The organism is Streptomyces panaciradicis, assembly GCF_023516615.1.
GTDB lineage: Bacteria > Actinomycetota > Actinomycetes > Streptomycetales > Streptomycetaceae > Streptomyces > Streptomyces panaciradicis.
The window spans coordinates 21,106-46,185 of record NZ_JAMGBF010000023.1; the positions used below are offsets into that span (position 1 = coordinate 21,106).

The following is a 25,080-nucleotide window of genomic DNA, read 5'->3' on the forward strand; positions in this document are numbered from 1 at the left end:
CTCATCCGGTCCGTGGGGTCAGTCGCGGCAGATGTGGGCCAGGGAGCGGGCCAGGGCCGTCGTGTGCAGCAGGTCCTGGTGCTTTTCGTGGTGGACCTCGACGGCGGCGACCAACAGTTCGGGCCCGCAGCTCGGGGAGACGCGCTCGGGCGTGGTGTCCGCCAGGGACCGGACCAGGTCGGTGTTGATGCGGTTGATGGTCGCGCGGACGACGCTCAGGTCGGGCTTGGTGGTCGGGGCCCGGTCGGGGTGGGCGGTCCACTCGGCGAACAGCGCGCGCTGGACGAGTTTGTTGGCCTCGATCTGGTCGCGGAACACGCGCCGCATCTCGTCGGGGTCGGCGCCGATCTGCTGGGCCTGGGCGGCGACGGTGTCGAGGACCTGCTGTTCGCGCGCCGGGTCGTCGATGGGGCTGTCGGTGCCCCACTTGGCGGCCGCGACCAGGTCGGCGGTGGCGAGGCGGTCGGCGGCGAGGGCGGCGACCGGCAGCAGGCCGTCGGCCGGGTGCCGGCCGTCCGCGGAGGCCGCCGCCGCGGTGCCCGGCACGGCGAGCAGTACGGCGGCGGCGGTCAGGACGGTGCGGTGGGGGGTGGAGATGCGCATGCGCCCATGAAACCCCACCCCCGACCGCAATCGGGTCAACTACTGCTGACGCTTTCGCTGTTGACGGTGAAGTTCAGGCCACCGGACGAGGACGTGATCTCGAAGCCGAACTGCAGGTCGCCGATGGTGACGTTGCCGAACCAGCCCTTGGTGTCCTTGATCCACTTCAGGATCGGCAGGATGTTGACGGTGCCGGAGCTGGAGTTGGACGTGCGGACGAACGAGAACACCTCGTTGGAGCCGTTGCTGCCCTTGTAGACGGTCCAGGTGTGGCCGCCCAGCGTGACGTTGCCCTGCGAGGTGCCGAGCGGACCGACGGCTCCGGTCTTGTTCATCCAGAGCATGATCTCGTACTGGTGGTTGGTGTCCCAGATGTCGTAGGCGGTCTCGTAGGCGCCGGACGACGGGACGGTGACGTTGTAGGCGCTGGAGAGGGAACCCAGCGACGTGATCGACTTGTTGATCGCCTTCGTGGCGTTGGGGTAGGACTTGATGCCGCCGGTGTTGGGGTGGTTGGCGTAGACGCCCCAGTTGGTGCCGGAGTTCGCCCAGATGCACTGGCTGCCGGCGCCGGAGCCCCAGATGTCGTTGTAGAGCGTGTAGCCGTTCAGGGTCGTGCTGGCCCACTGGTCGCAGGAGCTCCAGACGGCGGCCGAGGCGGGGGCGGAGGCGAGGCCGACGGTGGCGCCGAGCGCCAGGGCGGGTGCGAGGACCGCCATCGTGATCCGGCGGCGGACGGTGTGTGCTGCCATGGTGTCCCTTCCATGGGTGGGGGGAGTTGCGCGGATGGTCACCACGCCCCCAGGGTGAGGACGTGGTCTTCCCCGGCGACGAGGTCGAGCGGGGTCGCGCCGGAGGAAGTCCGGAGTTCGACGCGGCGGGTCCGGGTGGGGCGGATCACCGCGGTCACCTCCTGCGGGCTCCAGGTCAGGTCGAGCTCGGCCGCGAACCTGGTGCGCAGGCCGGTGAGCCGGCCGGCCGGCCAGGCCGCCGGGAGCGCGGGCAGCAGCACCAGCCGGTCGGGCGTGGACTGCACGAGCGTCTCGACGACGAGGGCGGGCAGGGTGTGGGCGGCGTCCGCGTTGTAGACGTCGCGGTGCGGGTAGTGCGCGCTCATCAGGGAGGCGTGGAAGAAGTCCCCGTTCAGCACCTGGCCGAGGGCGTGCGCGACCCGCTCGCCGTCGCGCAGGCGGGCGGCCACGAGGGCGTGGTGCAGATGCCCGTGGGCGGAGTCGTTCTCGGCGCCGCGCAGTTCGAGGGCGCGGTGGGCGGCGGCCGCGAGGTCCGGGGTGTCGTACGGGGTGATCTCGTCGAGGGGCCAGACGCCGTAGAGGTGGCTGAGGTGGCGGTGGTCGTAGCTGTCGTCGAGGCCGGGCCAGGCCCATTCGGCGAGGGCGCCGTCGGCGTTGACCCGGTGCGGGGGAAGGCGCTCGGCGAGCGCGCGCCAGCGGTCGGCCTCGGGGGTGCCGGGGTGGTAGGCGGCGGCGGTGGTGAGGGCGTGCCGGGCGGCCGAGAGGTCCATGGCCGCGTTGATCGCGCCCCAGCCGAAGCCGGCCGGACGGTTCTCGGGCGAGTAGGAGGGGACGACGACCACCCGGCCGTCCTGGTCCGTGCGGCTGAGGAAGTCCTCGTAGAAGAGGGCGACTTGGGCGAGCAGGCCGGCGGTGCGGGGGTCGCGCTCGCCGCGGGTCTCGTCGTGGTCGACGAGCGGCTTGAGCAGCCAGTCGGCGCCCGCGGTCCACAGGTGCAGCGGGTACTCGCGGTTGAAGTGGTACGACAGCCCGGACGCGCCGTCGGTGTGGGCGGGGGCGACGACGCCCCGGCAGCCGAGGACGGTACGGGCGTTCTCCGCCCAGTCGTCCTGCTGACGGGCAATCAGGTCGGCCAACGCGGCGGTGACTTCGGGGAGGGCGGCGGTCGCGGCCGAGGCGGTCTGGAGGTTGAGGTTGGCGTCGTTGGTGAAGGCGCCGGACCAGGCGGTGTCCCAGTCCCCGGTCCACAGACCCGTCAGGCGCGGCGGGTTCAGGCCGCTCGCGGAGAGCAGGTGGTAGCGGCCGGCGGCGAAGAGGCGTTCCAGCAGGGCGGGGCTGTCCGGGCGGGTCAGCAGTGCCGAGCCCGGCAGCGCGCGTTCGGCGGGGTCGGCGCCCAGGTCGAGGGTGACGCGCTCGTAGGCGGTGCGGTGCAGGGCGGTGTGGCGGGACAGCAGGGTGGTGTACGGGTCTGCATCGGCCGGCAGCAGGTCCCGCAGGGCGCGGGCGTGCGGGGTGGTGTCCAGCTCGCCGGTGTGGCGCAGGACCCGGGTGAGCAGCAGGACGGACTCGGCACCGGTGATCCGGACGCCGGGCGGCGTGAGGGTCGTGACGCCACCGGTGACGACGACGTGCGTCAGCCCGGTGTACGCGGTGTCGCCGCCGGGGTAGCGGACGCGCAGGGTGAGCAGCGCCCCGTCCGCGGTGAGGACGGCGCCGTCGCCGACGGCGAGCCGCGTGGGGGCGTTCGGCAGGCGGTGGTCCAGGGCGATGTGCAGGTCGTCGGCGGTGACCTGCTGGACGACGACGTCGTCGGCGCGCGAGACGAAGACGCGGCTGCGCCAGCCGTCGCAGGTCTCCTCCACGACGCCGGTGGGGAAGTCGACGCCGCGGCGGTAGCGGTGCGGCGGGTCGCCGGGCGCCCTGCGCAGCCGTACCTGGAATGCGGGGTGGAAGGGCTGCACCCATTGCAGGTCGCGGCCGTCGGTGAAGGTCTCGGCGGCGTCGGGGTCACCGGCGAGCAGCCGGTCCTGCAGCTGCGGGAGCAGGTCGGCGAGCCGGGGCGGGCGGGCGCTCTCACCGCCGTTGGGGCGGACCAGGGTGTGCTGGGTGACGACCACTCGCTCGTCGTTCGGATCACCGAACACGAGTGCGCCGTGTCGGCCGTTGCCGCTCAGGAAGCCGTCCTCCCAGCGCGCGGCGGGTTGTGCTTCCCAGGTGCCGTGCATGATGTTCATGGGCGCAACACCACCACGCCGTGGCGCTCCAGCGTGCACCGGCCCTCCACAACCGTCCCTGTGAGCAGGTCACGGTGGCTGCCGGGCAGGTCGACGGTCACCGTGTCGCGGCCGTGGTTGAGCAGGAACAGCAGCTCGCCCCGGCGTACCGCTTCGACCTGGTCGGGCAGTGCGGGCAGGACGGGGTGGACGCCGGCCCCGGCCGCGATCCCGGCGAGCAGGGCGCGCAGGGCGTCCGGCTCGGGCAGCGTGGACAGGTAGTGCGCCCGTCCCTTGCGCAGCACGGCGGGCATCCCGTCGAGCTCTCCGCCCTTGTACGTGACCTCCGCCGAGGCCTCCTCGTCCTTCTCGATCTCCTCCGACCACAGGACGCCGGGGAAGGCGTCGGTCCCGACGCTCTCGCCCTCCTCCAGCGGCCACCACTCGTGCAGCGTGCGGATGCCGAACAGTGCGCGCAGCCGGGCGTCCATGCCGCCGGTCCGGACCCGGTCCTGCTCGTCGGCGATGCCGGTCAGGAAGCCGCCGACGAGGGTGCCGCCGTCACGGACGTAGGCGAGGAGGTTGTCGATCGCCGTGTCCGTGAGGGCGTACGCCTGTGGGACGACGACGAGCTTGTAGGCGCTCAGGTCGTGTTCCGGACGGGCGAAGTCGGTGGCGAGGTGGGCCTGCCAGAGGGCGCGGTGCCAGGCGGTGAGGATCCGGGTGTGGTCGACGAGCGTGGACAGGCGGCCCTCGTGGGCGCCGGCCCACCAGGAGTCCCAGTCGTGCAGGACCGCGATGTCGCTGCGGGTGTGACTGCCCGTCACCGCAGCGCCGATCAGGTTCAGTTCGGCGCCCAGCCGCTTGATCTCCTGGTACGTCCGCCCCTGCTCCCCCGCATGACTGACCATGCCGGAGTGGAACTTCTCGGCGCCCTGCCGGGACTGGCGCCACTGGAAGTAGCAGACGGCGTCGGCGCCGCGGGCGACGGCCTGCAGGGACCACAGGCGGTTCAGGCCCCGGGGCTTGGGATGGTTCACTCCGCGCCAGTTGACCGGCCCGGCCGCCTGCTCCATCAGCATCCAGGGGCCGCGGGCCTGGGAGCGGGTCAGATCCTGCACGAGCGCACCGTGCTGGGCGCCGAAGGGATCGCGCGGGTCGGGATAGAGGTCGACGGAGACGACGTCCTCCTCCTCGGCCCACCGCCAGGCGTCCTGCCCGGCCCACAGCGGCATGAAGTTGGTGGTGACCGGGACGTGGGGCGGGGTGTGCCGGCGGACGATGTCGCGTTCGGCGACGTAGCACTCCAGGAGCATGTCGGAGGTGAACCGCTTGAAGTCCAGCACCTGGCCGGGGTTCTTCAGGTAGTGGGCGTGGCGGGGCGGCAGGACCTCCTCCCAGTCGCCGTAGCCCTGGCTCCAGAACGCCGTGCCCCAGGCGGAGTTGAGGGCGTCGAGGGTGCCGTAGCGGGCCCGCAGCCAGTGGCGGAAGCGGGCGGCGGCCTCGTCGCCGTAGTCGTAGGTGCAGTACTCGTTGTTGATGTGCCACAGGGTGAGGGCGGGGTGGCGGCCGTAGCGGGCGGCGAGGTCCTCGGTGATGGCGGCGGCGTGCCGGCGGTAGACGGCGCTGGAGTGGGAGAAGTGCTGGCGGCCGCCCCACCACTCGGTGCGGCCGTCCTCGTCGCGGGGCAGGGTCTCGGGGTGCAGGCGGCCGAGCCAGGGCGGCGGCGAGGACGTGGGGGTGGCCAGGACGACGCCGATGCCGTGCTCGTGCATCAGGTCCATCAGCGTGTCCAGCCAGCCGAAGTCCCGCTCCCCCGGCCGGGGTTCGAGCTTCGCCCAGGAGAAGACGCCCAGGGTGACGGAGTTGACGCCGGCGTCCTTCATCAGCCGGACGTCCTCCTGCCAGGTCTCCTCGGGCCACTGCTCCGGGTTGTAGTCGCCGCCGAAGAGGATGCGGCCGCGGGTGGCGTCGGCCAGGGCGGCCCGACGGCCGGGTGGGAACGCGAGCATGACATACCTCGATCCGTAAGCAGAGGGGGACCGTGGCGCTGGTCCGGCGCGAGGAGGCCGCGGCGCCACCGAGGGGATCAGCCCTTGATCGCGCCGGTCAGCATGCCCTTCTTGAAGTGCCGCTGCACGAACGGCGACAGCACGGCGACGGGCAGCAGCGCCATCACCATCACGGCCATCTGCACGGCCAGCCCCGACAGCTGCCCGGTCCTGATGGCCTGCCCCAGCCCCACCGGCGCCTGCTGCTTCTGCACCAGCTGGATCATCACGTTCTGCAACGGCATCATGTCCTGGTCGTTCAGGTACAGCGACGCGTTGAACCAGGCGCTCCAGTACCCGACGGCGTAGAACAGGGTGATCACCGCGAGGACCGCGCGGGACAGCGGCATCACGATCTGCCACAGGATCCGGAAGTCGCCGGCCCCGTCGATCCGCGCGCTGTCGATGAGTTCCTGCGAGATGCCCATGAAGAACCCGCGCAGCACGAGGATGTTGAACACGCTGATCGCGCTGGGCAGGATCAGCGCCAGATAGCTGTCCGTCAGCCCGATGGACTGCACGAGCAGGTACGTCGGGATCAGACCGGCGCTGAAGAACATGGTCGCCAGCAGGATCATCAGGATCCAGCGGTGCCCCAGCGAGCCGGTCCGCGACAGTCCGTACGCGCACAGCACCGACACGGCCATGGAGAACAGCGTGCCGACGAGCGTGATGAGGACGCTGATGATCGCGGCCCGGGTGACCTGTCCTCCGCCGAGGAGCTCCCTGTAGGCGATGAAGGTGATCCCCTTGGGCACCATCACCAGCCCGCCGGCCTCGCTGATGGTCTTGCGCGAGGAGAGGCTGGTGACCACCACGATCCACAGCGGGAAGAGGATGCCCAGGCAGGCCAGAGCGAGGACGAGCCCCTTGCCCGCCACTCCGGCCGTACTGGGCTCCTCCTCCCAGGAGGGCCGCGGCGGAGCGGCCCAACGGGACTCCTCGCGTGCCGGTTTCGTCATCACGGCGGTCACTTCTTGTACACCCCCTGCTCGCCCATGAGATGGGCCACCTTGTTCGCGGCGAGCACCAGCCCGATGCTGACGACGCCCTTGACCAGGCCGGCGGCGGCCGCGTAGCTGAAGTCCTGATTGCGCACGCCGTTCCACCACACGAAGGTGTCGAGGACTTCCCCGGCCCCGGGGCCGACGGCGTCGCGCTGCAGCAGGATCTGCTCGAAGCCGACGGTCAGCGCGTCGCCCACGCGCAGCACCAGCAGCAGCGCGATCACCGGCCGCAGCGCGGGCAGGGTGACGTGCCACATCCGCCGCCAGCGTCCGGCGCCGTCCATCGCGGCGGCCTCGTAGAGGTCCGGCGGGACCGAGGCCAGCGCGGCCAGGAAGACGATGATCCCCCAGCCGGCGTCCTTCCACACGCTCTGCGCGGTGACCAGGAACTTGAAGGTCGCCGGGTCGGTCATGATGTCCAGCCCGTCGAAGCCGTGCTGCCGCAGCAGCTGCGACAACAGGCCCGCGCCTCCGAAGAGTTGCTGGAAGACGGCGATGACCAGCACCCAGGAGAAGAAGTGCGGCAGATAGAGGATCGCCTGGGAGATCGCCCGGACCCGGGGCCTGACGACGCTGTTGATGAGCAGCGCGAGCACGATCGGGATCGGGAAGTAGAGCAGGAGCTGGACGAAGAAGAGCACCAGGGTGTTCCGCACCGCGTTCCAGAAGGCGGAGTCCTGGAAGATCTGCTGGAAGTTCTCCAGACCCACCCAGGGGCTGTGCAGGATCGAGACGATGCCGTTGTCGCTGACGTAGGGGTCGTAGTCCTGGAAGGCGACCACGTTGCCCAGGATCGGCAGGTAGTTGAAGACCAGGACGAGCACGATCGCCGGCACCGTCATCAGGAGCAGGGTGCGGTCGCGCCGGAACCTGAGCCGCAGGCTCGGCCTGCCCGGCTCGTTCTTCTCCCGGGGACCGGTGGCGCCGCCGGACGCCACCGGGTTCTGGACCGGTGTGCTGGCCTCGGCCCTCCGAGGCACCGTGCTGTGGGACACGGCGGATCTCCTTGCCTCGGTACCGGGTCAGCTCGCCGCCGTGCCGTTCTCGTCGAGCAGCTTCTTGTACCAGTCGCGCAGCCTGTCGCCGCCCTTGCTCCGCCAGTCGGAGATGAACTGCTGCATGTCGCTCATCTTCTTGTGGCCCCGGACGATGTCGTCCTCCAACTGCTCCATGTCGTTGGTAAGGTTGGTGTAGCGGTTGGGCTCGACGATCTGCAGGCCCCAGAAGGACGACTTCTTGGTGAACGCGCCCATCCGCTGCTGCCAGCCGACCATGCCCTTGGTGTAGTCGGGCAGGTCGGGGTGGGCGATGGTCGAGGCGGGGCTCGCGACCATGACATAGGCGTTGGCGACTTCGAGGTTGCCCTTGTCCGTCTTGACGGGCACGCCGTTCTTGAGCGTGTAGTGGGTGCCCTCCTGACCGTAGTTGGTCATCATCCACTCCTTGGTGCCGTACGGCGCCGCGGTGACGTTGGCGACGGCCAGCACGTCGCGGACGACGGACTCGGGGGCCTTCTTGTTGACGAAGGCGAAGATGCTCGCCGGGTTCGCGGCCCACAGCACGGGGTTGCCGCCGTCGTGGCCCCACAGGTCCATGCCCCAGACCTTGAAGCCCGGGTTCTGCGCCGCCTGGATGGCCTGCTGCCCGTACCAGTTGGAGATGTCGTTGTTCCAGATCAGGAACTCGCCGGCGGCGAACTTGGCGCTCGGGTCGGTGGCCTGGCTCTTGCCCAGCTTGAAGTCGGGGTGGACGTACCCGGCGGCGAACAGCTTGCGCGTCCACTCCAGCGCCTCGAGGTACTCCGGGGTCTCCATGCGGTGGGTCATCTTGCCGTCGACCACGGTCCAGCTCAGCGCCTTCTCCCCGCCGCTGATCACGCCGAAGGTGTTGAACGCGGTCCACTTCATGTCGCCGCAGGCCCACCGCTTGGCCCGGGGGCTGGTGATCTCCTTGGCCAGGGACATGAACTCGTCGGCGGACTTCGGTACCTCGTAGCCCTGCTTGTCGAAGACGTCCTGCCGGTACAGCGGCACGATGTTCTGCACGTACGACGCCGGCATCGGCAGGCCCATCAGCTTGCCGCCGAAGATGGAGCGCTGCCAGGCGTCGGACGGGATCGCCGCCAGGTTCGGGTACTCCTTGACCTTGTCCCCGGACAGGTACGGGCCGAGGTCGGCGAACTTGCCGATGATGGCGCTGGGTATCTTGGCGGTCATGTTCCAGCCCGGGATGACGACCACGTCCGGGATGTCGCTGGAGGCCAGGACCGCGCCCAGCTTCTGGTCGTAGGTGTTGCCGTCCTGGTTCTGCCACCGGACGTCGACGCCGATCATGGAGTTCGCCGCCGTGTAGTAGGCGCAGTCGCCCTTCGGCGGCGAACCCCAGAACGGCGACATGATGGTGACCTTGCCGCCCTTGCCGAGCTTCTTCGGCACCGAGGTCTTGAGGGTGCCGACGTCGAGCTTGCCGGTGAAGCCCATGGACGAGCCGTTCTTGGACGGGATGTCCGGGCTCACCACGTTGCTGGCCACGTAGGCCGGCAGGATCTTCTTGGCGTTCTTGCCCGAGGTGGTCCCTCCGCGCGACCCGCCGTCCGAGCCACCGCAGGCGGCGAGCAGGGGCATCCCGCCGGCCACCGCTGCGGTGGCGACCGCCGTGGAGGCGAGGAAGCTTCTGCGGCTGGGTCCGGAGGAGCCGGAAGAACCGGAAGCGGCGTTCGGCGTCATTGCGTCAACCCTTCATGGCGCACCAGGACACCCGGCGGTGGCCGTCGGCTGCGGTGTCTCGAGTGGAACTGGCTGAGCTGAAGCGATCCTCCGACGACTGCGGCTCGCGGTACTAGTCGAAGCGCTTCGATGTTGGTGTGAGGTTAGGTGAACACCCAGGGGTGCACAAGGGTCGCTCCCAACATTCCTCGGAGCCCTCACAGCCGACCTGTGCGTCAGACGCCGCTTGAAGTGTCGGTGAGCGACCCTTGACACCCGGCCGTCGGTCGAATGAGCATCGAAGCGCTTCGAAAGCGCCCGGCCGCTCCATCGCAAGGGGATCCCCACGTGACCGAACAGACGCCGTCCACACCGCCGTTCCGCGATCCGCACCTGCCGTTCGCGAAGCGCATCGACGACCTGCTCCAGCGGCTGACGCTCGATGAGAAGCTCGCTCTCCTGCACCAGTTCACGCCCGCCGTGGAGCGCCTGGGCATCGCCGCCTGGCGCACCGGCCAGGAGGCCCTGCACGGCGTGGCGTGGATGGGCCCGGCGACGGTCTTCCCGCAGGCGGTCGGCCTCGGCGCCACCTGGAACACCGACCTGGTGCGCCGGGTCGGCGAGGCGGTCTCCAAGGAGGTCCGCGCCATGCGCGCCCACGACGACCGCGTGGGCCTCAACGTCTGGTCCCCGACGGTGAATCTGCTGCGCCATCCGCTGTGGGGCCGCAACGAGGAGGGCTACTCGGAGGACCCGAGGTTGACCTCCGCCATCGCCACGGCCTACACCCGTGGCCTGCGCGGCGACCACCCGGTGTACTGGCGCACCGCGCCCGTCCTCAAGCACTGGCTGGCCCACAACAACGAGACGGACCGGGCGACCTCGTCCAGCTCGGTCCGCCCGCGCGTGCTGCACGAGTACGACCTGCGGGCCTTCCGCGAGACGGTCCAGGCGGGCGCGGTCGCCGGGGTGATGCCGGCGTACAACCTGGTCAACGGCCGCCCCAACCACGTCTCCCCGTACCTGCGCGAGCACCTGCGGGCCTGGACGGAGGAGGAGCTGCTGGTCTGCTCGGACGCGGGCGCGCCGTCCAACCTGGTCGATCACGAGCACTACTTCGACACCCACGAGGAGGCGACGGCGGCCGCGCTGATCGCCGGCGTGGACAGCTTCACCGACCACGGCACGGACAGCTCCCAGATCGTGGGGCGGGCGAGAAGGGCGTATGAACAGGGCCTGTTGACGGAGGCCGACCTCGACACCGCCGTCCGCCGCCAGCTCTCCGTCCGCTTCCGGCTCGGCGAGTTCGACCCGCACGACGATCCGCACGCCGGCACCTGGGAGTTCGACACCCCGGCCCATCGCGCCCTGGCCCGGGAGGCGGCGGAGCAGGCGATCGTGCTGCTGCGCAACGACGGTCTGCTGCCGCTCGCCCCGGACACCCGGATCGCGGTGGTCGGCCTGCTCGCCGACGAGTGCAAACTCGACTGGTACAGCGGGACGTTGATGCACCGCTCCACCCCGCTGGAGGGCCTGTACGAGCGGTTCGGCGCCGAGCGCGTGGAGTTCGCGGAGGGCGTGGACCGCATCCGCCTGAAGACCTCCGCCGGGACCTTCCTGCACGTGCCCGAGGCGCCCGAGGCGGCGGACGGGGTGCGCGGCGCCGAGGGCGCCCTCGACCCGGCCCTGCTGGCCGGCCGCACCGACCTGCCCCCGCTGACCACCGACGCCACGGGCACCGAACTCGCCCTGATCGACTGGGGCGAGGACGTGCTGACCCTCCGCGCGCCCGACGGCCGCTACCTGTCGGTGGCCGACGACGGATACCTGCGGGCCTCCGCGGACCAGCCCGGCGGCTGGATCGTCCAGGAGACGTTCCGCCTGGAACCCCACGAACACGGTCACCTCCTGCGGCATCTGGGCACGGGTCGTCACGTCTGCGTCGCCGCCGACGGGGTGAAGGTTGCCGACGGCGATCCGGAATCCGCCGGGCCGCGGCCGGAGGTGTGGGAGCGGGTCGTCGTCGAGCGCGGCGAGGAGGCCGTACGGCGGGTCGCCGAGCGGGCGGACGCGGTCCTGGTCCTCGCCGGGAACGACCCGCACATCAACGGCCGCGAGACCGAGGACCGTACGACGCTGCGGCTGCCCGCCCAGCAGGAGCGGCTGCTGCGCGCGGCCCGCGCGGTGAACCCGCGCACGGCTCTGGTGCTGGTCTCGGCGTATCCGTACGCGGTGGACACGTCGGCGCTGCCCGCCGTGCTCTGGACGGCGCACGGCGGGCAGGCGGCGGGGACCGCCCTCGCCCGCGTCCTGGCCGGCGACGTCTCCCCCGCCGGCCGGCTGCCGCAGACCTGGTACGCGGACGACGCCGACCTGCCCGGCCTGCCCGACTACGACGTGATCGGCTCCCGCCAGACCTACCTGTACTTCGAGGGCACGCCGCTGTTCCCGTTCGGGCACGGCCTGTCCTACGCCGCGTTCTCCTACGGCGATCTCGCGGCCCGCGTGGACGGCGGCTCGCTGCGGGTGACCTTCACCGTCACCAACACCGGGGACATGACGGCGGACGAGGTGCCCCAGCTGTACACCCGCGCGCTGGAACCCTCCGTGCCCCGTCCGCGCCGCGAGCTGCTCGCCCACGACCGCGTGACCCTCGCCCCGGGCGAGCGGAGGGAGCTCTCCTTCGACGTCCCGCTGTCCGCCTTCGAGTTCTGGGACGTCGCCCGGGGCGGCCGGCGCCTGGAGCCGGGCCGCTACGACCTGCTGGTCGGCGCCTCCAGCGAGGACGTCCGGCTGCGGACGACCCTGCGGCTGGACGGCGAGCCCGGCGCCCCTCGCCCCGTGGCGCACCGGGGCCTGGAGGGGGCCGACTTCGACGAGCAGAGCGGGGCCCTGATCGTCGACCGGACGCGGACCGCGGGTGACGCGGTGACACCGCAGGAGGGCCGGACGGCCGAACTGGTCTACCGGCACTGCGACTTCGGGGACGGTGTGACGCGGGTGGACGTCACGGTCGCCGGTGCGGGAGTCGTGGAGCTGTCCCTGGACGGGGGCGCGCCGCTCGCCGTACTGACCCTCGACACGGCCACGGCGACGCCGTACGACTACACCTCGCTCGGCGCCGATGTCGCCGTCGAGGGCGTGCACGACGTGCACCTGAGGCTGCGCGGCCCGCTGCGGCTCGCGCACGTCGGCTTCTCCGGTTGAGGGTCCGGGGCAGACCGACGACATGAAGGGGCCCGGCACCGGAAGGCAACGGTGCCGGGCCTCTTTTAGGGCGTGTGTCGAAAGTCCCGCCTGCCCCGCGACGCCTGGCACGCGCGCTCGCGGCGTTGCCGAAACGCCCGAATAGCTCCGCTATTAGGGCGCTCCGGCGCCTTGCGATCGCACGCACCAGACGCCGCGGGGCCCGCCCTTCGGGCGGACGACGGGACTTTCGACGCACGCCCTGGGAGCCTAGCTGGAAACGGTTCCCATCAACCAGGGGTGTGCGGGGTGCCTCAGAGCGCGAGGCCGGTCAGCACCAGCACCCGCTCGTAGGTGTAGTCGTCCATCGCGAACTTCACGCCCTCGCGGCCCACGCCGGACTGCTTGGCGCCGCCGTAGGGCATCTGGTCGGCGCGGTAGGAGGGCACGTCGCCGATGACGACGCCGCCGACCTCCAGCGCCCGGTGGGCCCGGAAGGCGGCCTGCAGGTCGTGCGTGAACACCCCTGCCTGGAGGCCGTACTTGGAGGAGTTGACGGCGGCGAAGGCCGCGTCCTCGCCCGCCACCCTCTGCACGGTCAGCACGGGCCCGAAGACCTCCTCGCAGGAGATCGTCACATCGGCCGGGACGTCGGTGAGGACGGTCGGAGCGTAGGAGGCCCCGTCGCGGTCACCGCCGGTGAGCAGGCTCGCGCCCGCCTCCACGGCCTCCTTCACCCAGGACTCGACGCGCCGGGCCGCGTCCTCGCTGACCAGCGGGCCGACGTCGGTCTTGTCGTCGGACGGGTCGCCGGTGACCTGCGCCTCGACGGCGGCGACGATGCGCGGCAGCAGGCGGTCGTAGACGGAGGCGTCCGCGATGACGCGCTGCACCGAGATGCAGGACTGGCCGCCCTGGTAGTTGGAGAAGGTCGCGATGCGCGTGGCGGCCCAGTCCAGGTCGGCGTCGGAGGCGTAGTCGCCGAGGACGACCGCGGCGCCGTTGCCGCCCAGCTCCAGCGTGCAGTGCTTGCGCGGCACCGAGTCCATGATCGCGTAGCCGACCTTCTCGGAACCGGTGAAGGAGATGACCGGCAGGCGCTCGTCCTGGACGAGGGCGGGCATCTTGTCGTTGGCGACCGGCAGGATGCTCCAGGAGCCGGCCGGCAGGTCGGTCTCGGCGAGCAGGTCGCCGAGGATCAGCCCGGACAGCGGGGTGGCGGGCGCCGGCTTGAGGATGATGGGCGCGCCGGCCGCGATCGCGGGGGCGACCTTGTGGGCGCACAGGTTGAGCGGGAAGTTGAACGGCGCGATGCCGAGGACGACGCCCTTGGGGAAGCGGCGGGTCAGCGCGAGCCGCCCCTGGCCGCCGAGGTCGGTGTCGAGGCGCTGGGCCTCACCGCTGTTGAAGCGGCGGGCCTCCTCGGCCGCGAACCGGAACACGGACACGGCACGGCCGACCTCGCCGCGCGCCCACTTGATCGGCTTGCCGTTCTCGGCGGAGATCAGCCGGGCGATGTCCTCGGTGCGCTCGGCCAGCCGCCGGCTGACGTGGTCCAGGGCGGCGGCGCGGACGTGCGCGGGGGTGGCGGCGAACTCCTCGCGTACGGCGTACGCGGCGGCGACGGCCTCCTCGACCTGCGCGTCCGTCGGCACGCTCACCTTGCCGACCAGGTGGCCGTCCCAGGGGGAGGTGACGTCGAAGGTGTCCTCGCCGGTGACCTGGCGGCCGGCGAGCCAGAAGGCGGTGGTGGAAGTCATTGTGCGAATCCCGGCCCTTCCCGTTGGGGGTGCTGTGCGTGGCGTTCGGGTCCACGGTAGGGCGGGGCGTCCGGGGAGGCGTTTGTCCAGGGTGGAGCAGTGCCGGCCAGCGGCGCTACGGTTTGGCACCTCAGCCGTCGGTGTCCTCGGCGGCGGCCGGGTGACCGGGACATCCGGGTCACCGGTCATGACGTGGTGGCCGCGGGCGCGCGGCTTGCCGGTGACGCCGGCCGGCACGACCCCGCCCGTCGGGGGGCGACACGTCCGGCCGGGCGCCGGCCCGCGGGGCGGCGCGTCCCCGATCCTCATCCCGGTCGACCGGCAGGCGCCTGCCGGGTCGGCATCTCAGCCGTGCTCCGCCGCCACCGCCTTCAGGGCCAGCCACAGCTCCATCCGCACGTCCGGGTCGTCGAGCGAGCGGCCCAGGATCTCCTCCACCCGCCGCATCCGGTAGCGCAGCGTGTGCCGGTGCACCCCCAGGTCCGCGGCGGCCGCGTCCCACTGGCCGTGCCGTGACAGCCAGGCCCGCAGCGAGGCCACCAGGTCGCCCCGCCCGGTCGCGTCGTGCTCGTACAGCGGCCGCAGCAGCCCGTCGGCGAACGCCTTCACCGCGTCGTCCGCCAGCAGCGGCACCACCGACCCGGCCGCCAGCTGTTCGTGCTCCACGTATGCCCGACCCCGCCGCCGGGCCACCGACAGCGCCTGCTCGGCCTGCTTGTAGGCGGCGGCAGCGGCGACCGGCCCCACCGGCGCCGACACGCCCACCACCAGCTCGTCGTCGTCCGTGCCGCCCGTCTGCTCACGCACGCCCGTCCCGGTCCGCGCGGCCTCCAGCGCCGCCGCGTACTGCGCGCAGGCCGCGAGCGCCGCGCCCCCGTCCGCCGCGAGCACGACCAGCCGCAGCCCGTCGCCGTCCCCCTCGGGCACCACCAGCACGGCCTCCCCGGCGCGTGCGGCGGCCGACTCCACGGCCTCGGCCAGCGCGGCGAGCGGATCGCCGTGCGGGGCGTTGGCGGCCACTCCCGCCGGGGCGTGCGAGTCGACGGACATCCGCGGCGCCGACGGTGCCACCTCGGCGACGATCATCCGGAAGGGCGCGTCGAGCAACCCGCCGTACAGCCCGCCGGCCACGGCCCGCGCGTGGTCCGGTTCCCCGGCGAGCAGCATCCTGAGCACCGCGGCCCCGAGCCGCTGCTCGGCGGCGTGCAGGGACCGCGACCGTTCCGTGGTGAGGGTGAGCAGCGCGATCGCCGAGTGGACGGCGTAGCGCTCGGCGGTGCCGGGTGCCGCGGCCGTCCCGACGGCCAGCGCGGCGCGCGGCCGCCGTCCGGTGCCGAGCGAGTGCAGCTCGACGCGGTCCTCGTTGTCCGGGCCGCCCACCACAGACGACGCCGGCGCCGGACGCTCGCGCAGCCGCTCCACGTCCGCCGTCAGCCGCGCGGCCCGCCGTCCCGCCCACTCCGGCGCGGCGGCGACGACGGTGCCGGAGGCGTCGTAGAGCGCCGCCCAGCCGTCGACCTGCGAGGCGAGCGCGGCCAGCAAGCCCTCGGGGCCCTCGGCGATGGCCTGCTTGGTCAGCTCGCGCTGGGCGGCGAAGCCCGCCGTCACCGCGCGGTACTGGTCCGCCGCATTCGCCGCGGACACCGCCTTGCTGATGGCCAGGAAGGGAGTGCGGCGCGGCACCTCTAGGAGCGGCAGCCCCTCCTCCTCCGCCGCGTCGACGAGCGCCTTGGGCGTCTCCTCGTAGTTGACGCCGACGGCAAAGCCGAGCCCGACGACCCCGGCCCCCACCAGCCGCTTCACATACCGGCGCATCGCCTCGGGGTCCTCCGCGTCCAGCTTCAGCGCGGTGATCAGCAGCAGCTCCCCGCCCTCCATGTAGGGCACGGGGTCGGCGAGCTCGCTGACGTGGGCCCAGCGGACGGGCACGTCCAGACGGTCCTCGCCCGCCCGCACGGCCAGCTTGAGCGCGGAGTGGTGGACGAGCGCGGCGAGGGTCAGGGGCATGGGGCCTTCAGGTCTGCGAGGCTCGGACGGGCTACGGGGATCGGGCGAACCTTGTGATCATTTGGCCGTCACGTATGAACACCCTATGGCGATTCTGCCTCACCGTACGGTCCCCCGGTCACCCGAAAGCGCGGACCCGAAGGTCACTGCCCCCGCAGGTCCACCAGCAGCGGAGGCGCGTGCTCGCCCTTCACGTCGGTCAGCGACAGCACCGCGTGCCCCGGCGGCACCCCGTGCGCCAGCTCGGACGCCGACCAGCGTTCGCGCTCGACCTGGCGGACGGTGACGGCGCGCTGGGTCGGCGCCTTGCCGGTGATCACGCGGCGCAGCATGTGCAGGGCCTTCCCGGCGGGCGTCTCGGCGATGATCTGCCGGTCGGTGACGTCCCGTGCCTCGATCCACTCCTTGCCCCACACCTCGGCGAAGTCCTGCCCGTCCCAGGGGGTCAGACCGGACAGTGCCATACGGCATCCGGCTGCGCCGAGCAGCGGACCGCGCAGCGGCCTCGGCACGTCGTCCAGCGTGCGCAGGGTGAGCACGGCGCCCGCGTTCGCCGACCGCAGCCGCTGGATGCCGCGCACCGCCTCCGGGGTGACGACCCCGGTCGCGTCGTCCAGCACCAGACAGGCGAACAGCGACCGGTCCTCGCGCACCGCCACGCTCGCCGTGAACTGCGCGAGCACCAGCCGGGCCAGCATCCGCGAGGCGTCCGCGTGCCCGCGCTCGGGCAGGTCGACCCGGACCCGCACCGGGTGGTCGAGGGCCTTCAGCGAGAACGGCTTCGTCTGCCCCGAGGTGTCGAAGAACCCGGCGAAGGCGGGCCGGTCGAGCAGCGCGACGCGGTCCGCGAGGACCGACGCGACATCCCCGGGGTGCGCCGACTGCCGCTCCCGGGCGTCCAGTTCACGCACCAGCGACTCCTGCCCGGAGCCCTCCAGCGCGGTCCGCAGCGCGGCCAGCGGACCGGGCGCCCCGTCCAGCAGCTGCCGCAGCTCCGGTACGGAGGGGAAGCGGCCGTGGACCGCCCGGAACGGCCCGAGGAGCTGGGCGAGCACGGTCGTGGAGCGCCGGCTGTCGCTGCCGGGGTGCGGATCGGCGAGGTCCCCGACGAGCGCCTCGGCGAGCACGGCGGCGGCCTCGTCGGGGTCGCCCGTCCCGCCGTACAGGTCGAGGTCGTACACCGATTCCGGATGGCCGATGCGTACGACCACGTCGTAGGCGTCGGCCGGTCCGAGCCCGGCGCCCGCCGCGCCGACCACGACGACCGCGGCGCGCCCGGCGAGGGCGTGCAGGCACAGCGACTCGGCGAGCGGCCGGATCACCGTGCCGGTCTTGCCGGAGCCGGCCGGGCCGATCGCCAGCAGGGAGGTGCCGAGCAGCTCGGGGCCGAGGGCGAGCCCGGCCCCGCGGTAGGCGTAGGGGTTGCGCGGGTCGTCGGCGGCGGTGCCGAGCCGCACCTGGCCGGTGAGCAGGTCGTGGCGGGCGATGCGGGCCGGCAGGTCGCGTTCCCCGGAGGGGTGCAGGCAGGCGGCGGAGCCGCTCTCGAGCACGGCGCCGGTGAAGGCGGCGAGGTCGTGGCGGCCGCTGCGCACGCCCTGCCAGGCGCGGGAGATGCGGGCGTGGTCGACGTCCCGCATCAGACCGGCGCGGGCATCGGCGGCGAGCCGCTCGGCGGCCTCGACGGCGCCGACGGCGCGCAGCTGGGGCCACTCGGCGGGATCCTGTTCGGGGGCGGGCGGCCGTTCGGTGCGGGCGGCGGCGGTCTTTCCGCTCCAGGCCGGCGGGCCGTAGCGGCGCCAGATCTCCGACCAGCGGCCGAGCCGGCCCACCCCGATCATGATGACGACGGCGATGAGCACGTAGTAGGCGTAGACGACCACGACGGAGGCGAAGCTGTGCGGCGAGGCCCAGGAGTCGGGGATCATCGCGTAGAGCGGGAGCAGCCACCAGCCGCCGAGGTAGCCGTTCCACAGCAGCGACCAGATGAGCCAGCCGACGAGGAAGGCGATCAGCGCGCCGCTGATCAGCTGGCGGGCGGGGACGAGCTCCGGTTCCTCCGCCGCCCGGGGCCGATGCCCGAACCGCCACACACCGGGCAGCGCCTCGGGCCGCGGCGTCCGCAGCCAGGCGAGGAACGCCGAGCCGTCGGGCCGCGGCGGCACGCCCGGGGCCTCCGTGGGCATCGGTGGTACGCCGGAGCGTGCCCGTGGCACAGGATTCGCCTGCGTACCCCGCGCGTCCTGCGTCCCGTCGCTGTCCATCGTCCTCGCTCCCCGACCAGCCGCTTCCGTCGACCCTCAGCGGTCAATCTAACGCCCTCACCAAGGCAGTTCACCGATTACGGGGCCGGGCGGCCGCGTCCGTTCCGGACAGGTCCGGCGGCGGTGCCGTACGGTCGTCCCGGGGCGGCGGCGGCCGGCCGGCCGGCGCGCTATGTCCACCGCGGACAACCCGAATCGCCGACACCGCCCACATGGAGCATGCCCACTCCCCTCGCCCCGCCCTAGCCTGCGAGAAAAGAAGGCAAGAAACCGCAATTCCCCCCAGGAGCCCCTCATGAGCGCACTTCCGCAGGAGCGCCGCGTCGTCACCGCCATCCCCGGCCCGAAGTCGCAGGAGCTGCAGGCCCGCCGTACCGCCGCGGTCGCGCAGGGCGTGGGCTCCGTGCTGCCCGTCTTCACCGCGCGCGCGGGCGGCGGGATCATCGAGGACGTCGACGGCAACCGCCTGATCGACTTCGGTTCCGGCATCGCCGTGACGAGCGTGGGCGCCTCCGCCGAGGCCGTCGTACGCCGGGCGTCCGCGCAGCTCGCGGACTTCACCCACACCTGTTTCATGGTCACCCCGTACGAGGGCTACGTGGCGGTCGCCGAGGCGCTCGCCGAGCTCACCCCGGGTGACCACGCGAAGAAGTCGGCGCTGTTCAACTCCGGCGCCGAGGCCGTCGAGAACGCCGTCAAGATCGCCCGCGCGTACACCAAGCGCCAGGCCGTCGTGGTGTTCGACCACGGCTACCACGGCCGCACCAACCTCACGATGGCGCTGACGGCGAAGAACATGCCGTACAAGCACGGCTTCGGTCCGTTCGCGCCCGAGGTGTACCGCGTCCCCGTGGCCTACGGCTACCGCTGGCCCACCGGCCCGGAGAACGCCGGCCCCGAGGCCGCCGCGCAGGCCATCGACCAGATCACCAAGCAGGTCGGCCCGGAGAACGTGGCCGCGATCATCATCGAGCCGGTGCTCGGCGAGGGCGGCTTCATCGAGCCCGCCAAGGGCTTCCTGCCGGCGATCAGCAAGTTCGCCTCGGACAACGGCATCGTCTTCGTCGCCGACGAGATCCAGTCCGGCTTCTGCCGCACCGGCCAGTGGTTCGCGTGCGAGGACGAGGGCATCGTCCCGGACCTGATCACCACCGCCAAGGGCATCGCGGGCGGTCTGCCGCTCGCCGCCGTCACCGGCCGCGCCGAGATCATGGACGCCGCGCACGCGGGCGGCCTGGGCGGCACCTACGGCGGCAACCCGGTGGCCTGCGCCGGTGCGCTCGGCGCCATCGAGACCATGAAGGAGCTCGACCTCAACGCCCGGGCGAAGGACATCGAGGCGGTCATGAAGGCGCGGCTGACCGCGATGGCCGAGAAGTTCGACGTCATCGGCGATGTCCGCGGCCGCGGCGCGATGATCGCCATCGAGCTGGTCAAGGACCGCGCGACCAAGGAGCCGAACCCGGAGGCGACCGCCGCGCTGGCGAAGGCCTGCCACCAGGAGGGCCTGCTGGTCCTGACCTGTGGCACCTACGGCAACGTGCTCCGCTTCCTGCCCCCGCTGGTCATCGGCGAGGACCTCCTCAACGAGGGCCTCGACATCATCGAGCAGGCGTTCGCGCGCATCTGAGCCGAGCGGAGTCCGCAGCTCGTCCCCAGGGTGCGCGCCCCGCGGATTCCGCCGAGCGGCAGGCCGTGTGAAGAACGTGTGCGGGGTGGATGGCGGGACGGGTTTGTGCCTGTCTTCGGCCACCGAGCTGCCGTAGGTTCTACCCAGATGAGAGATACACCCCGCCCACAGGGGACTGTGGGCGAACTCAGGCCGTGGCCTCCCCAGCTACGACCTGGTCGTGCCCTCGCGCACACTCCCGGAGCTTCCGGCTCCGGATCTCCTCACCGATCGGACAGTCGCCCGCCCCAAACCCCCCGGGGTGGGCGTCGATCCGGTCTGGACGGCCGCCTCGGAATCACCCCCCCTGTTCCGGGGCGGCCGACCCTCCTCTTCCTCCTTCTCGGGCTTCCCGCCCTCTGCTTCGCGCTCATCACCTGGCAGGTCGTCTCCGGCGGCCTGCTGCTGCGCGTGGACGCGCGGATCAGCCACGCCCTCGTCGACCCCGTGCGCCTCTACGGCGCCCTCGCCGATCTGGGCAACGTCACCGTCGCGGTCCCGGTTCTCGCCGTCGCCGTCGGATACGTCGCCCGGCGGGGCCGGACCGCCGGTCTGCACCGGTGGTGGCTGCCGCCCCTCGCGGCGGCCGTCCTGATGGCCCTGGTCCCGGCGCTGGTGGTCCCGCTCAAGGTGCTGGTGGACCGGCCGGGCCCGCCGGTCACGGGCCCCGGCACCGGCTACTACCCGTCCGGCCACACCGCCACCGCGTCCGTCGCCTACGGCGCGGCGACCCTGCTCCTCCTCCCCTGGCTGCGCGACGCCCGCGTGCGCCGCGCGCTCGTCGCCGCCTGCGTCGTCGTCAACCTCGCCGTCGGCTGGGGCCTGGTCCGGCGCGGCTACCACTGGCCACTGGACGTCGTGGCCAGCTGGTGCCTGTGCGCGATGCTGCTGACGGGCCTGTGGGTGCTCCTCGGCCGGAGCGGCCGGAGCGGCCCGGGCGACCGTCAGCCGAAGTAGCCGTCGAAGGTCTTCTGGAACTCCCAGTTCGCGAAGCGGTCCCAGTTGACCGACCAGGTCATCAGGCCGCGCAGGGCCGGCCAGGTGCCGTGGGTGGGGTACGAGCCGCAGCCGGACCTCTTCGTCAGGCAGTCGAGGGTCTTCACGACCTCGGCCGGCGCCACGTAGCCGTTGCCCGCGTTCGTGGACGCCGGCATGCCGATGGCCACCTGGTCGGGGCGCAGCGGTGGGAAGACGTTGTTCGCGTCGCCCGCGACGGGGAAGCCCGTGAGCAGCATGTCGGTCATGGCGATGTGGAAGTCGGCGCCGCCCATGGAGTGGTACTGGTTGTCCAGGCCCATGATCGGACCGGAGTTGTAGTCCTGGACGTGCAGCAGGGTCAGGTCGTCGCGCAGGGCGTGGATGACCGGGAGATAGGCCCCGCACCGCGGGTCCTGGCCGCCCCACTTGCCGGTGCCGTAGTACTGGTAGCCCATCTGCACGAAGAAGGTCTCCGGGGCCATCGTCAGCACGAACTTCGAGCCGTATCTGGCCTTCAGGGTCTTCAGCGCCGAGATCAGGTTCACGATCACCGGGGTCTTGGGGTTCCTGAAGTCGGTGTCGTCGGCGTTCAGGGACAGCGAGTGGCCCTCGAAGTCGATGTCCAGGCCGTCGAGGCCGTAGGTGTCGATGATGTTCGAGACGGAGGAGACGAAGGCGTCCCGGGCCGCGGTGGTGGTGAGCTGGACCTGGCCGTTCTGGCCGCCGATCGAGATCAGCACCTTCTTGCCCGCCGCCTGCTTGGCCTTGATCGCCGCCTTGAAGTCGGCGTCGGACTCGGCGTTCGGGCATTCGGTGACGGGGCAGCGGGTGAAGCGGATGTCGCCGGAGGTGGCGGAGGTCGGCTCGCCGAAGGCCAGGTCGATGACGTCCCAGCTGTCGGGGACGTCGGCCAGGCGCGTGTAGCCGGAGCCGTTGGCGAAGCTCGCGTGCAGATAGCCGACCAGGGCGTGGGCGGGCAGGTCCGGGGTGCCGCCCGAGGAGCCGGCCGTGGTGGTGGCGGTGACGGTGGCCGACCGCGCGGACTCGCCCGCGGCGTTCACGGCCGTGACCTGGAAGCCGTACGCGGTGGACGCGGACAGACCGGTCACGGTGGCCGAAGTGCCGCTCGCCGTCTGCACCTTGGCGCCGTCTCGGTAGACCGCGTAGCCGGTCGCGCCGGTGACCGCCGACCAGGACAGGGTGGCGGAGGAGGAGGTGACGGCGGTGACCGCGAGACCGGTGGGGGCGGCCGGCGGCTGTCCGGCGCTCGCGCCCGGGCCGGTGAGGGAGAGGTCGTCGGCGTAGTACGTGCCGGTGCCGTACCAGCCGTGGGTGTAGATCGTGACCCGGGTGGTGGACGGGCCGGTGCGGAAGCTCGTCGTCAGCCGCTGCCAGTCGGGGGCGGACTGGGTCCAGGTGGAGACGTCGGTGGTGCCGGTGCCGGACGCGCCGAGGTAGACGTAGGAGCCGCGGACGTAGCCGGACAGCGTGTACTGCGCGTCCGGCTGCACGGTCACGGTCTGCGCGCACTGCGCGTTGTCGCTGCCGGCCGGCGTCGCCTGCAGGGCCGCGTCGCCGCTGTGCACGGGTGAGCCGACCGTCGTTCCCGCCGTGCAGTTCCAGCCGTCCAGGCCGGACTCGAAGCCTCCGTTGCGTGCGAGGTCCGCGTCGGCCGCACGGGCGGCCGACGAGAGCGCGGTGATGCCCGGCAGCGCCAGCAGGGCGGCCGTGAGCGCGGCGAGGACGGGCCTGGTGCGTCTGGGGCGATCCACGAGAACCTCCGGACAGGGGGAAGGGGAGGGTGGAGCGCGCCCAACTTGGTCCAGACCAATCCGGTTGTCAAGACCTCCCGCCGTCAGCCGCCGCCCTCGGCCAGACCGGCCGCCGCCTCGTGCATGGCCAGTTCGAGCAGGGCCGGGTCGGTGAGGGTCCCCGAGCCGTCCGGGGGCACCAGCCAGCGCACGCCGCCGGTGGCGCGGCCCGGGTAGGGCACCACGATCCAGGTGCCGGCCCCGGCCGTGCGGATACCGGTGCCCAGCCAGCGGGCGGCCGTGCCGGGCGGCACGAAGAAACCCATCCGGTTGTCGCCGAAGTCGACGAGGACCGGGCCGAGCTGGTCCAGCACCCGGGTCAGCACGTCGAGCGTGGGATAGCCGAGCTCGCCCGGCAGGATCAGCACGTCCCACGCCTTGCCGGCGGGCAGCAGCGCGACCCCGAGGGGATTGCGCTCCCACTCCCAGCGGCAGGCCTGCGGATCGGGCGCCACCGATGCCAGCCACTCGACCGCCGTCTTCGCCCCGCTCATGGAAAGACCTCCCTCTGCCTCGCGGACGCGGGCTGCGTCACGAGGGAGAGGGAGGTCCACGGCCGGCATTACGCGACTTCGGGCGACTTCCTCGCGGTGAACCGGATCACACGCGCCGGCACCGGTCAGCCGTCGAAGCCGCGGTCAGCTGTCGAAGCCGAGCCCGAGTCTGTCCATCGTCCGCAGCCAGAGGTTGCGGCGGCCGCCGTGGGAGTCGGCGCGCGCGAGGGACCACTTGGTCAGGGCGATGCCCGTCCAGGCGAAGGGCTCGGGCGGGAAGGGCAGCGGTTTCCTGCGGACCATCTCCAGGGACGTGCGCTCGGTGGGCTCGCCCGCCAGCAGGTCCAGCATCACCTCGGCGCCGAAGCGGGTGGCACCCACGCCGAGGCCCGTGTAGCCGGCCGCGTACGACACCCTGCCCTGGTGGGCGGTGCCGAAGAACGCCGAGAAGCGCGAGCAGGTGTCGATCGCGCCGCCCCAGGCGTGCGTGAAGCGGACGCCCTCCAGCTGCGGGAAGCAGGTGAAGAAGTGCCCGGCGAGCTTGGCGTAGGTCTCCGGCCGGTCGTCGTACTCGCGGCGCACCCGGCCGCCGTAGTGGTGGATCGCGTCGTAGCCGCCCCACAGGATGCGGTTGTCGGCGGACAGCCGGAAGTAGTGGAACTGGTTGGCGCTGTCGCCGAGGCCCTGGCGGTTCTTCCAGCCGATCGACGCCAGCTGCTCCGGGCCGAGCGGCTCGGTCATCAGCGCGTAGTCGTAGACCGGGACCGTGTAGGCCCGCACGCGCTTGACCAGGTTCGGGAAGATGTTGGTGCCGAGCGCGACCTTGCGGGCGCGCACCGAGCCGTAGGGGGTGCGTACGGTCATGCCCGCGCCGTACGGCTTCAGGTCGAGGGCGGGGGTGTGCTCGTAGACGCGGACGCCGAGGCGCAGACAGGCCCGCTTCAGACCCCACGCGAGCTTGGCGGGGTTGACCATGGCCACTCCCCTGCGGTCCCACAGGCCCGCCTGGAACGTCGGTGAGTCGACCTGCTCGCGCACCGCGTCGGCGTCCAGGAAGTCGACGCCGTCGGCGAGGCCCTCGCGTTCCATCTGCTCGTACCAGTCGCGCAGTTCCCACGCCTGGTACGTCTCGGTGGCCACATCGATCTCGCCGGTGCGCTCGAACTCGCAGTCCAGGTCGTGCCGGGCGACCGCCTTCTCGATCTCGTCGAGATTGCGGGCGCCCAGCTCCTCCAGCTTGTGGATCTCCTCGGGCCAGCGGGCCAGGCCGTTGGGCAGCCCGTGGGTGAGGGAGGCGGCGCAGAAGCCGCCGTTGCGGCCGGAGGCGGCCCAGCCCGCCTCCCGGCCTTCCAGCAGGACGACATCCCGGCCGGGGTCGCGCTCCTTGGCGATGAGCGCGGTCCACAGTCCGCTGTAGCCGCCGCCGACGACCAGCAGGTCGCAGGTCTCGGCGCCGGTCAGCGCGGGCTCGGGGTGGGGCTTGCCGGGGTCTTCCAGCCAGTACGGGACCGGCTGGGCTTCGGAGAGTGCCTTCGTCCAACGGCTCATGGCGCTCGGGGCCATGATTTCAACTCCCTACAGAG

16 protein-coding genes are annotated in these 25,080 nt (G+C 72.2%); 3 read left to right on the top strand and 13 right to left on the bottom strand.

Going from position 1 to position 25,080, the window contains the following annotated elements; genetic code table 11:
- Nucleotides 1–18: 18 nt before the first annotated feature.
- From M8J74_RS10535 to M8J74_RS10565, 7 genes are all read right to left on the bottom strand, one after another.
- Complete coding sequence (locus M8J74_RS10535; RefSeq protein WP_249836125.1) at nucleotides 19–603, bottom strand: chorismate mutase; 585 nt, start codon at nucleotides 601–603, stop codon at nucleotides 19–21.
- Between the two features lie 35 nt (nucleotides 604–638).
- Nucleotides 639–1,355 carry a glycoside hydrolase family 12 protein gene (locus M8J74_RS10540; protein WP_249836126.1) on the bottom strand — a complete coding sequence of 239 codons (717 nt, stop codon included), beginning with the start codon at nucleotides 1,353–1,355 and terminating at the stop codon, nucleotides 639–641.
- Between the two features lie 38 nt (nucleotides 1,356–1,393).
- The gene (locus M8J74_RS10545) at nucleotides 1,394–3,589 is read right to left on the bottom strand and encodes a glycosyl hydrolase family 95 catalytic domain-containing protein (RefSeq protein ID WP_249836127.1); all 2,196 of its coding nucleotides are present in this window, start codon (nucleotides 3,587–3,589) and stop codon (nucleotides 1,394–1,396) included.
- Nucleotides 3,586–5,580, bottom strand: a complete 1,995-nt coding sequence (locus tag M8J74_RS10550) for a beta-galactosidase (RefSeq protein ID WP_249836128.1) — start codon at nucleotides 5,578–5,580, stop codon at nucleotides 3,586–3,588. The genes M8J74_RS10545 and M8J74_RS10550 overlap by 4 nt, the downstream gene beginning before the upstream one ends.
- Nucleotides 5,581–5,657: 77 nt before the next feature.
- Nucleotides 5,658–6,593 carry a carbohydrate ABC transporter permease gene (locus M8J74_RS10555; RefSeq protein ID WP_372500149.1) on the bottom strand — a complete coding sequence of 312 codons (936 nt, stop codon included), beginning with the start codon at nucleotides 6,591–6,593 and terminating at the stop codon, nucleotides 5,658–5,660.
- Nucleotides 6,590–7,621, bottom strand: coding sequence for an ABC transporter permease (locus M8J74_RS10560; protein ID WP_249836130.1), 1,032 nt, complete (start codon nucleotides 7,619–7,621; stop codon nucleotides 6,590–6,592). Before M8J74_RS10560 ends, M8J74_RS10555 begins: the two co-directional genes overlap by 4 nt.
- Nucleotides 7,622–7,648: 27 nt before the next feature.
- Nucleotides 7,649–9,352: an extracellular solute-binding protein gene (locus M8J74_RS10565; RefSeq protein ID WP_249836131.1), complete on the bottom strand. Its 1,704-nt coding sequence runs from the start codon at nucleotides 9,350–9,352 to the stop codon at nucleotides 7,649–7,651.
- A 327-nt stretch (nucleotides 9,353–9,679) separates the two neighbouring features.
- On the opposite strand from M8J74_RS10565, the gene M8J74_RS10570 reads away from it, so the two are divergent.
- Complete coding sequence (locus M8J74_RS10570) at nucleotides 9,680–12,538, top strand: glycoside hydrolase family 3 C-terminal domain-containing protein (protein WP_249836132.1); 2,859 nt, start codon at nucleotides 9,680–9,682, stop codon at nucleotides 12,536–12,538.
- 293 nt (nucleotides 12,539–12,831) lie between these two features.
- Here M8J74_RS10570 and M8J74_RS10575 read toward each other — a convergent pair whose 3' ends face one another.
- From M8J74_RS10575 to M8J74_RS10585, 3 genes are all read right to left on the bottom strand, one after another.
- A complete protein-coding gene (locus M8J74_RS10575) occupies nucleotides 12,832–14,277 on the bottom strand; it encodes an aldehyde dehydrogenase family protein (protein WP_249836133.1) in 1,446 nt (481 codons plus the stop codon).
- A 345-nt stretch (nucleotides 14,278–14,622) separates the two neighbouring features.
- The gene (locus M8J74_RS10580; RefSeq protein ID WP_249836134.1) at nucleotides 14,623–16,284 is read right to left on the bottom strand and encodes a PucR family transcriptional regulator; all 1,662 of its coding nucleotides are present in this window, start codon (nucleotides 16,282–16,284) and stop codon (nucleotides 14,623–14,625) included.
- A 143-nt stretch (nucleotides 16,285–16,427) separates the two neighbouring features.
- Nucleotides 16,428–18,545 (bottom strand): ATP-binding protein, encoded by a 2,118-nt coding sequence (locus M8J74_RS10585; RefSeq protein ID WP_249836135.1) that lies wholly within the window; start codon nucleotides 18,543–18,545, stop codon nucleotides 16,428–16,430.
- A gap of 295 nt (nucleotides 18,546–18,840) precedes the next feature.
- Here M8J74_RS10585 and gabT point away from each other — a divergent pair, with 295 nt between their 5' ends.
- Both gabT and M8J74_RS10595 read left to right on the top strand, forming a co-directional pair.
- Nucleotides 18,841–20,175 (top strand): 4-aminobutyrate--2-oxoglutarate transaminase, encoded by a 1,335-nt coding sequence (gene gabT / locus M8J74_RS10590; RefSeq protein WP_058922686.1) that lies wholly within the window; start codon nucleotides 18,841–18,843, stop codon nucleotides 20,173–20,175.
- 177 nt (nucleotides 20,176–20,352) lie between these two features.
- The gene (locus M8J74_RS10595; RefSeq protein ID WP_372500151.1) at nucleotides 20,353–21,171 is read left to right on the top strand and encodes a phosphatase PAP2 family protein; all 819 of its coding nucleotides are present in this window, start codon (nucleotides 20,353–20,355) and stop codon (nucleotides 21,169–21,171) included.
- Here the strand turns inward: M8J74_RS10595 and M8J74_RS10600 are convergent.
- The 3 genes from M8J74_RS10600 to M8J74_RS10610 all read right to left on the bottom strand — a co-directional run bounded on the left by M8J74_RS10600 (nucleotide 21,159) and on the right by M8J74_RS10610 (nucleotide 25,060).
- Nucleotides 21,159–22,964, bottom strand: a complete 1,806-nt coding sequence (locus M8J74_RS10600; RefSeq protein ID WP_249836136.1) for a chitinase — start codon at nucleotides 22,962–22,964, stop codon at nucleotides 21,159–21,161. The genes M8J74_RS10595 and M8J74_RS10600 overlap by 13 nt on opposite strands.
- Before the next feature lie 83 nt (nucleotides 22,965–23,047).
- Nucleotides 23,048–23,497, bottom strand: a complete 450-nt coding sequence (locus M8J74_RS10605) for a hypothetical protein (RefSeq protein ID WP_249836137.1) — start codon at nucleotides 23,495–23,497, stop codon at nucleotides 23,048–23,050.
- A 144-nt stretch (nucleotides 23,498–23,641) separates the two neighbouring features.
- The gene (locus M8J74_RS10610; RefSeq protein ID WP_249836138.1) at nucleotides 23,642–25,060 is read right to left on the bottom strand and encodes an NAD(P)/FAD-dependent oxidoreductase; all 1,419 of its coding nucleotides are present in this window, start codon (nucleotides 25,058–25,060) and stop codon (nucleotides 23,642–23,644) included.
- Between the last annotated feature and the right edge of the window lie 20 nt (nucleotides 25,061–25,080).

Excerpts from the sequence above, each read along its gene's own strand:
- gabT (WP_058922686.1), top strand. The coding sequence starts at position 18,841 with ATGAGCGCACTTCCGCAGGAGCGCCGCGTCGTCACCGCCATCCCCGGC.
- M8J74_RS10565 (WP_249836131.1), bottom strand. The coding sequence starts at position 9,352 with ATGACGCCGAACGCCGCTTCCGGTTCTTCCGGCTCCTCCGGACCCAGC.
- M8J74_RS10545 (WP_249836127.1), bottom strand. The coding sequence starts at position 3,589 with ATGAACATCATGCACGGCACCTGGGAAGCACAACCCGCCGCGCGCTGG.
- M8J74_RS10575 (WP_249836133.1), bottom strand. The coding sequence starts at position 14,277 with ATGACTTCCACCACCGCCTTCTGGCTCGCCGGCCGCCAGGTCACCGGC.
- M8J74_RS10535 (WP_249836125.1), bottom strand. The coding sequence starts at position 603 with ATGCGCATCTCCACCCCCCACCGCACCGTCCTGACCGCCGCCGCCGTA.
- M8J74_RS10580 (WP_249836134.1), bottom strand. The coding sequence starts at position 16,284 with ATGCCCCTGACCCTCGCCGCGCTCGTCCACCACTCCGCGCTCAAGCTG.
- M8J74_RS10540 (WP_249836126.1), bottom strand. The coding sequence starts at position 1,355 with ATGGCAGCACACACCGTCCGCCGCCGGATCACGATGGCGGTCCTCGCA.
- M8J74_RS10550 (WP_249836128.1), bottom strand. The coding sequence starts at position 5,580 with ATGCTCGCGTTCCCACCCGGCCGTCGGGCCGCCCTGGCCGACGCCACC.
- M8J74_RS10605 (WP_249836137.1), bottom strand. The coding sequence starts at position 23,497 with ATGAGCGGGGCGAAGACGGCGGTCGAGTGGCTGGCATCGGTGGCGCCC.
- M8J74_RS10610 (WP_249836138.1), bottom strand. The coding sequence starts at position 25,060 with ATGGCCCCGAGCGCCATGAGCCGTTGGACGAAGGCACTCTCCGAAGCC.
- M8J74_RS10585 (WP_249836135.1), bottom strand. The coding sequence starts at position 18,545 with ATGGACAGCGACGGGACGCAGGACGCGCGGGGTACGCAGGCGAATCCT.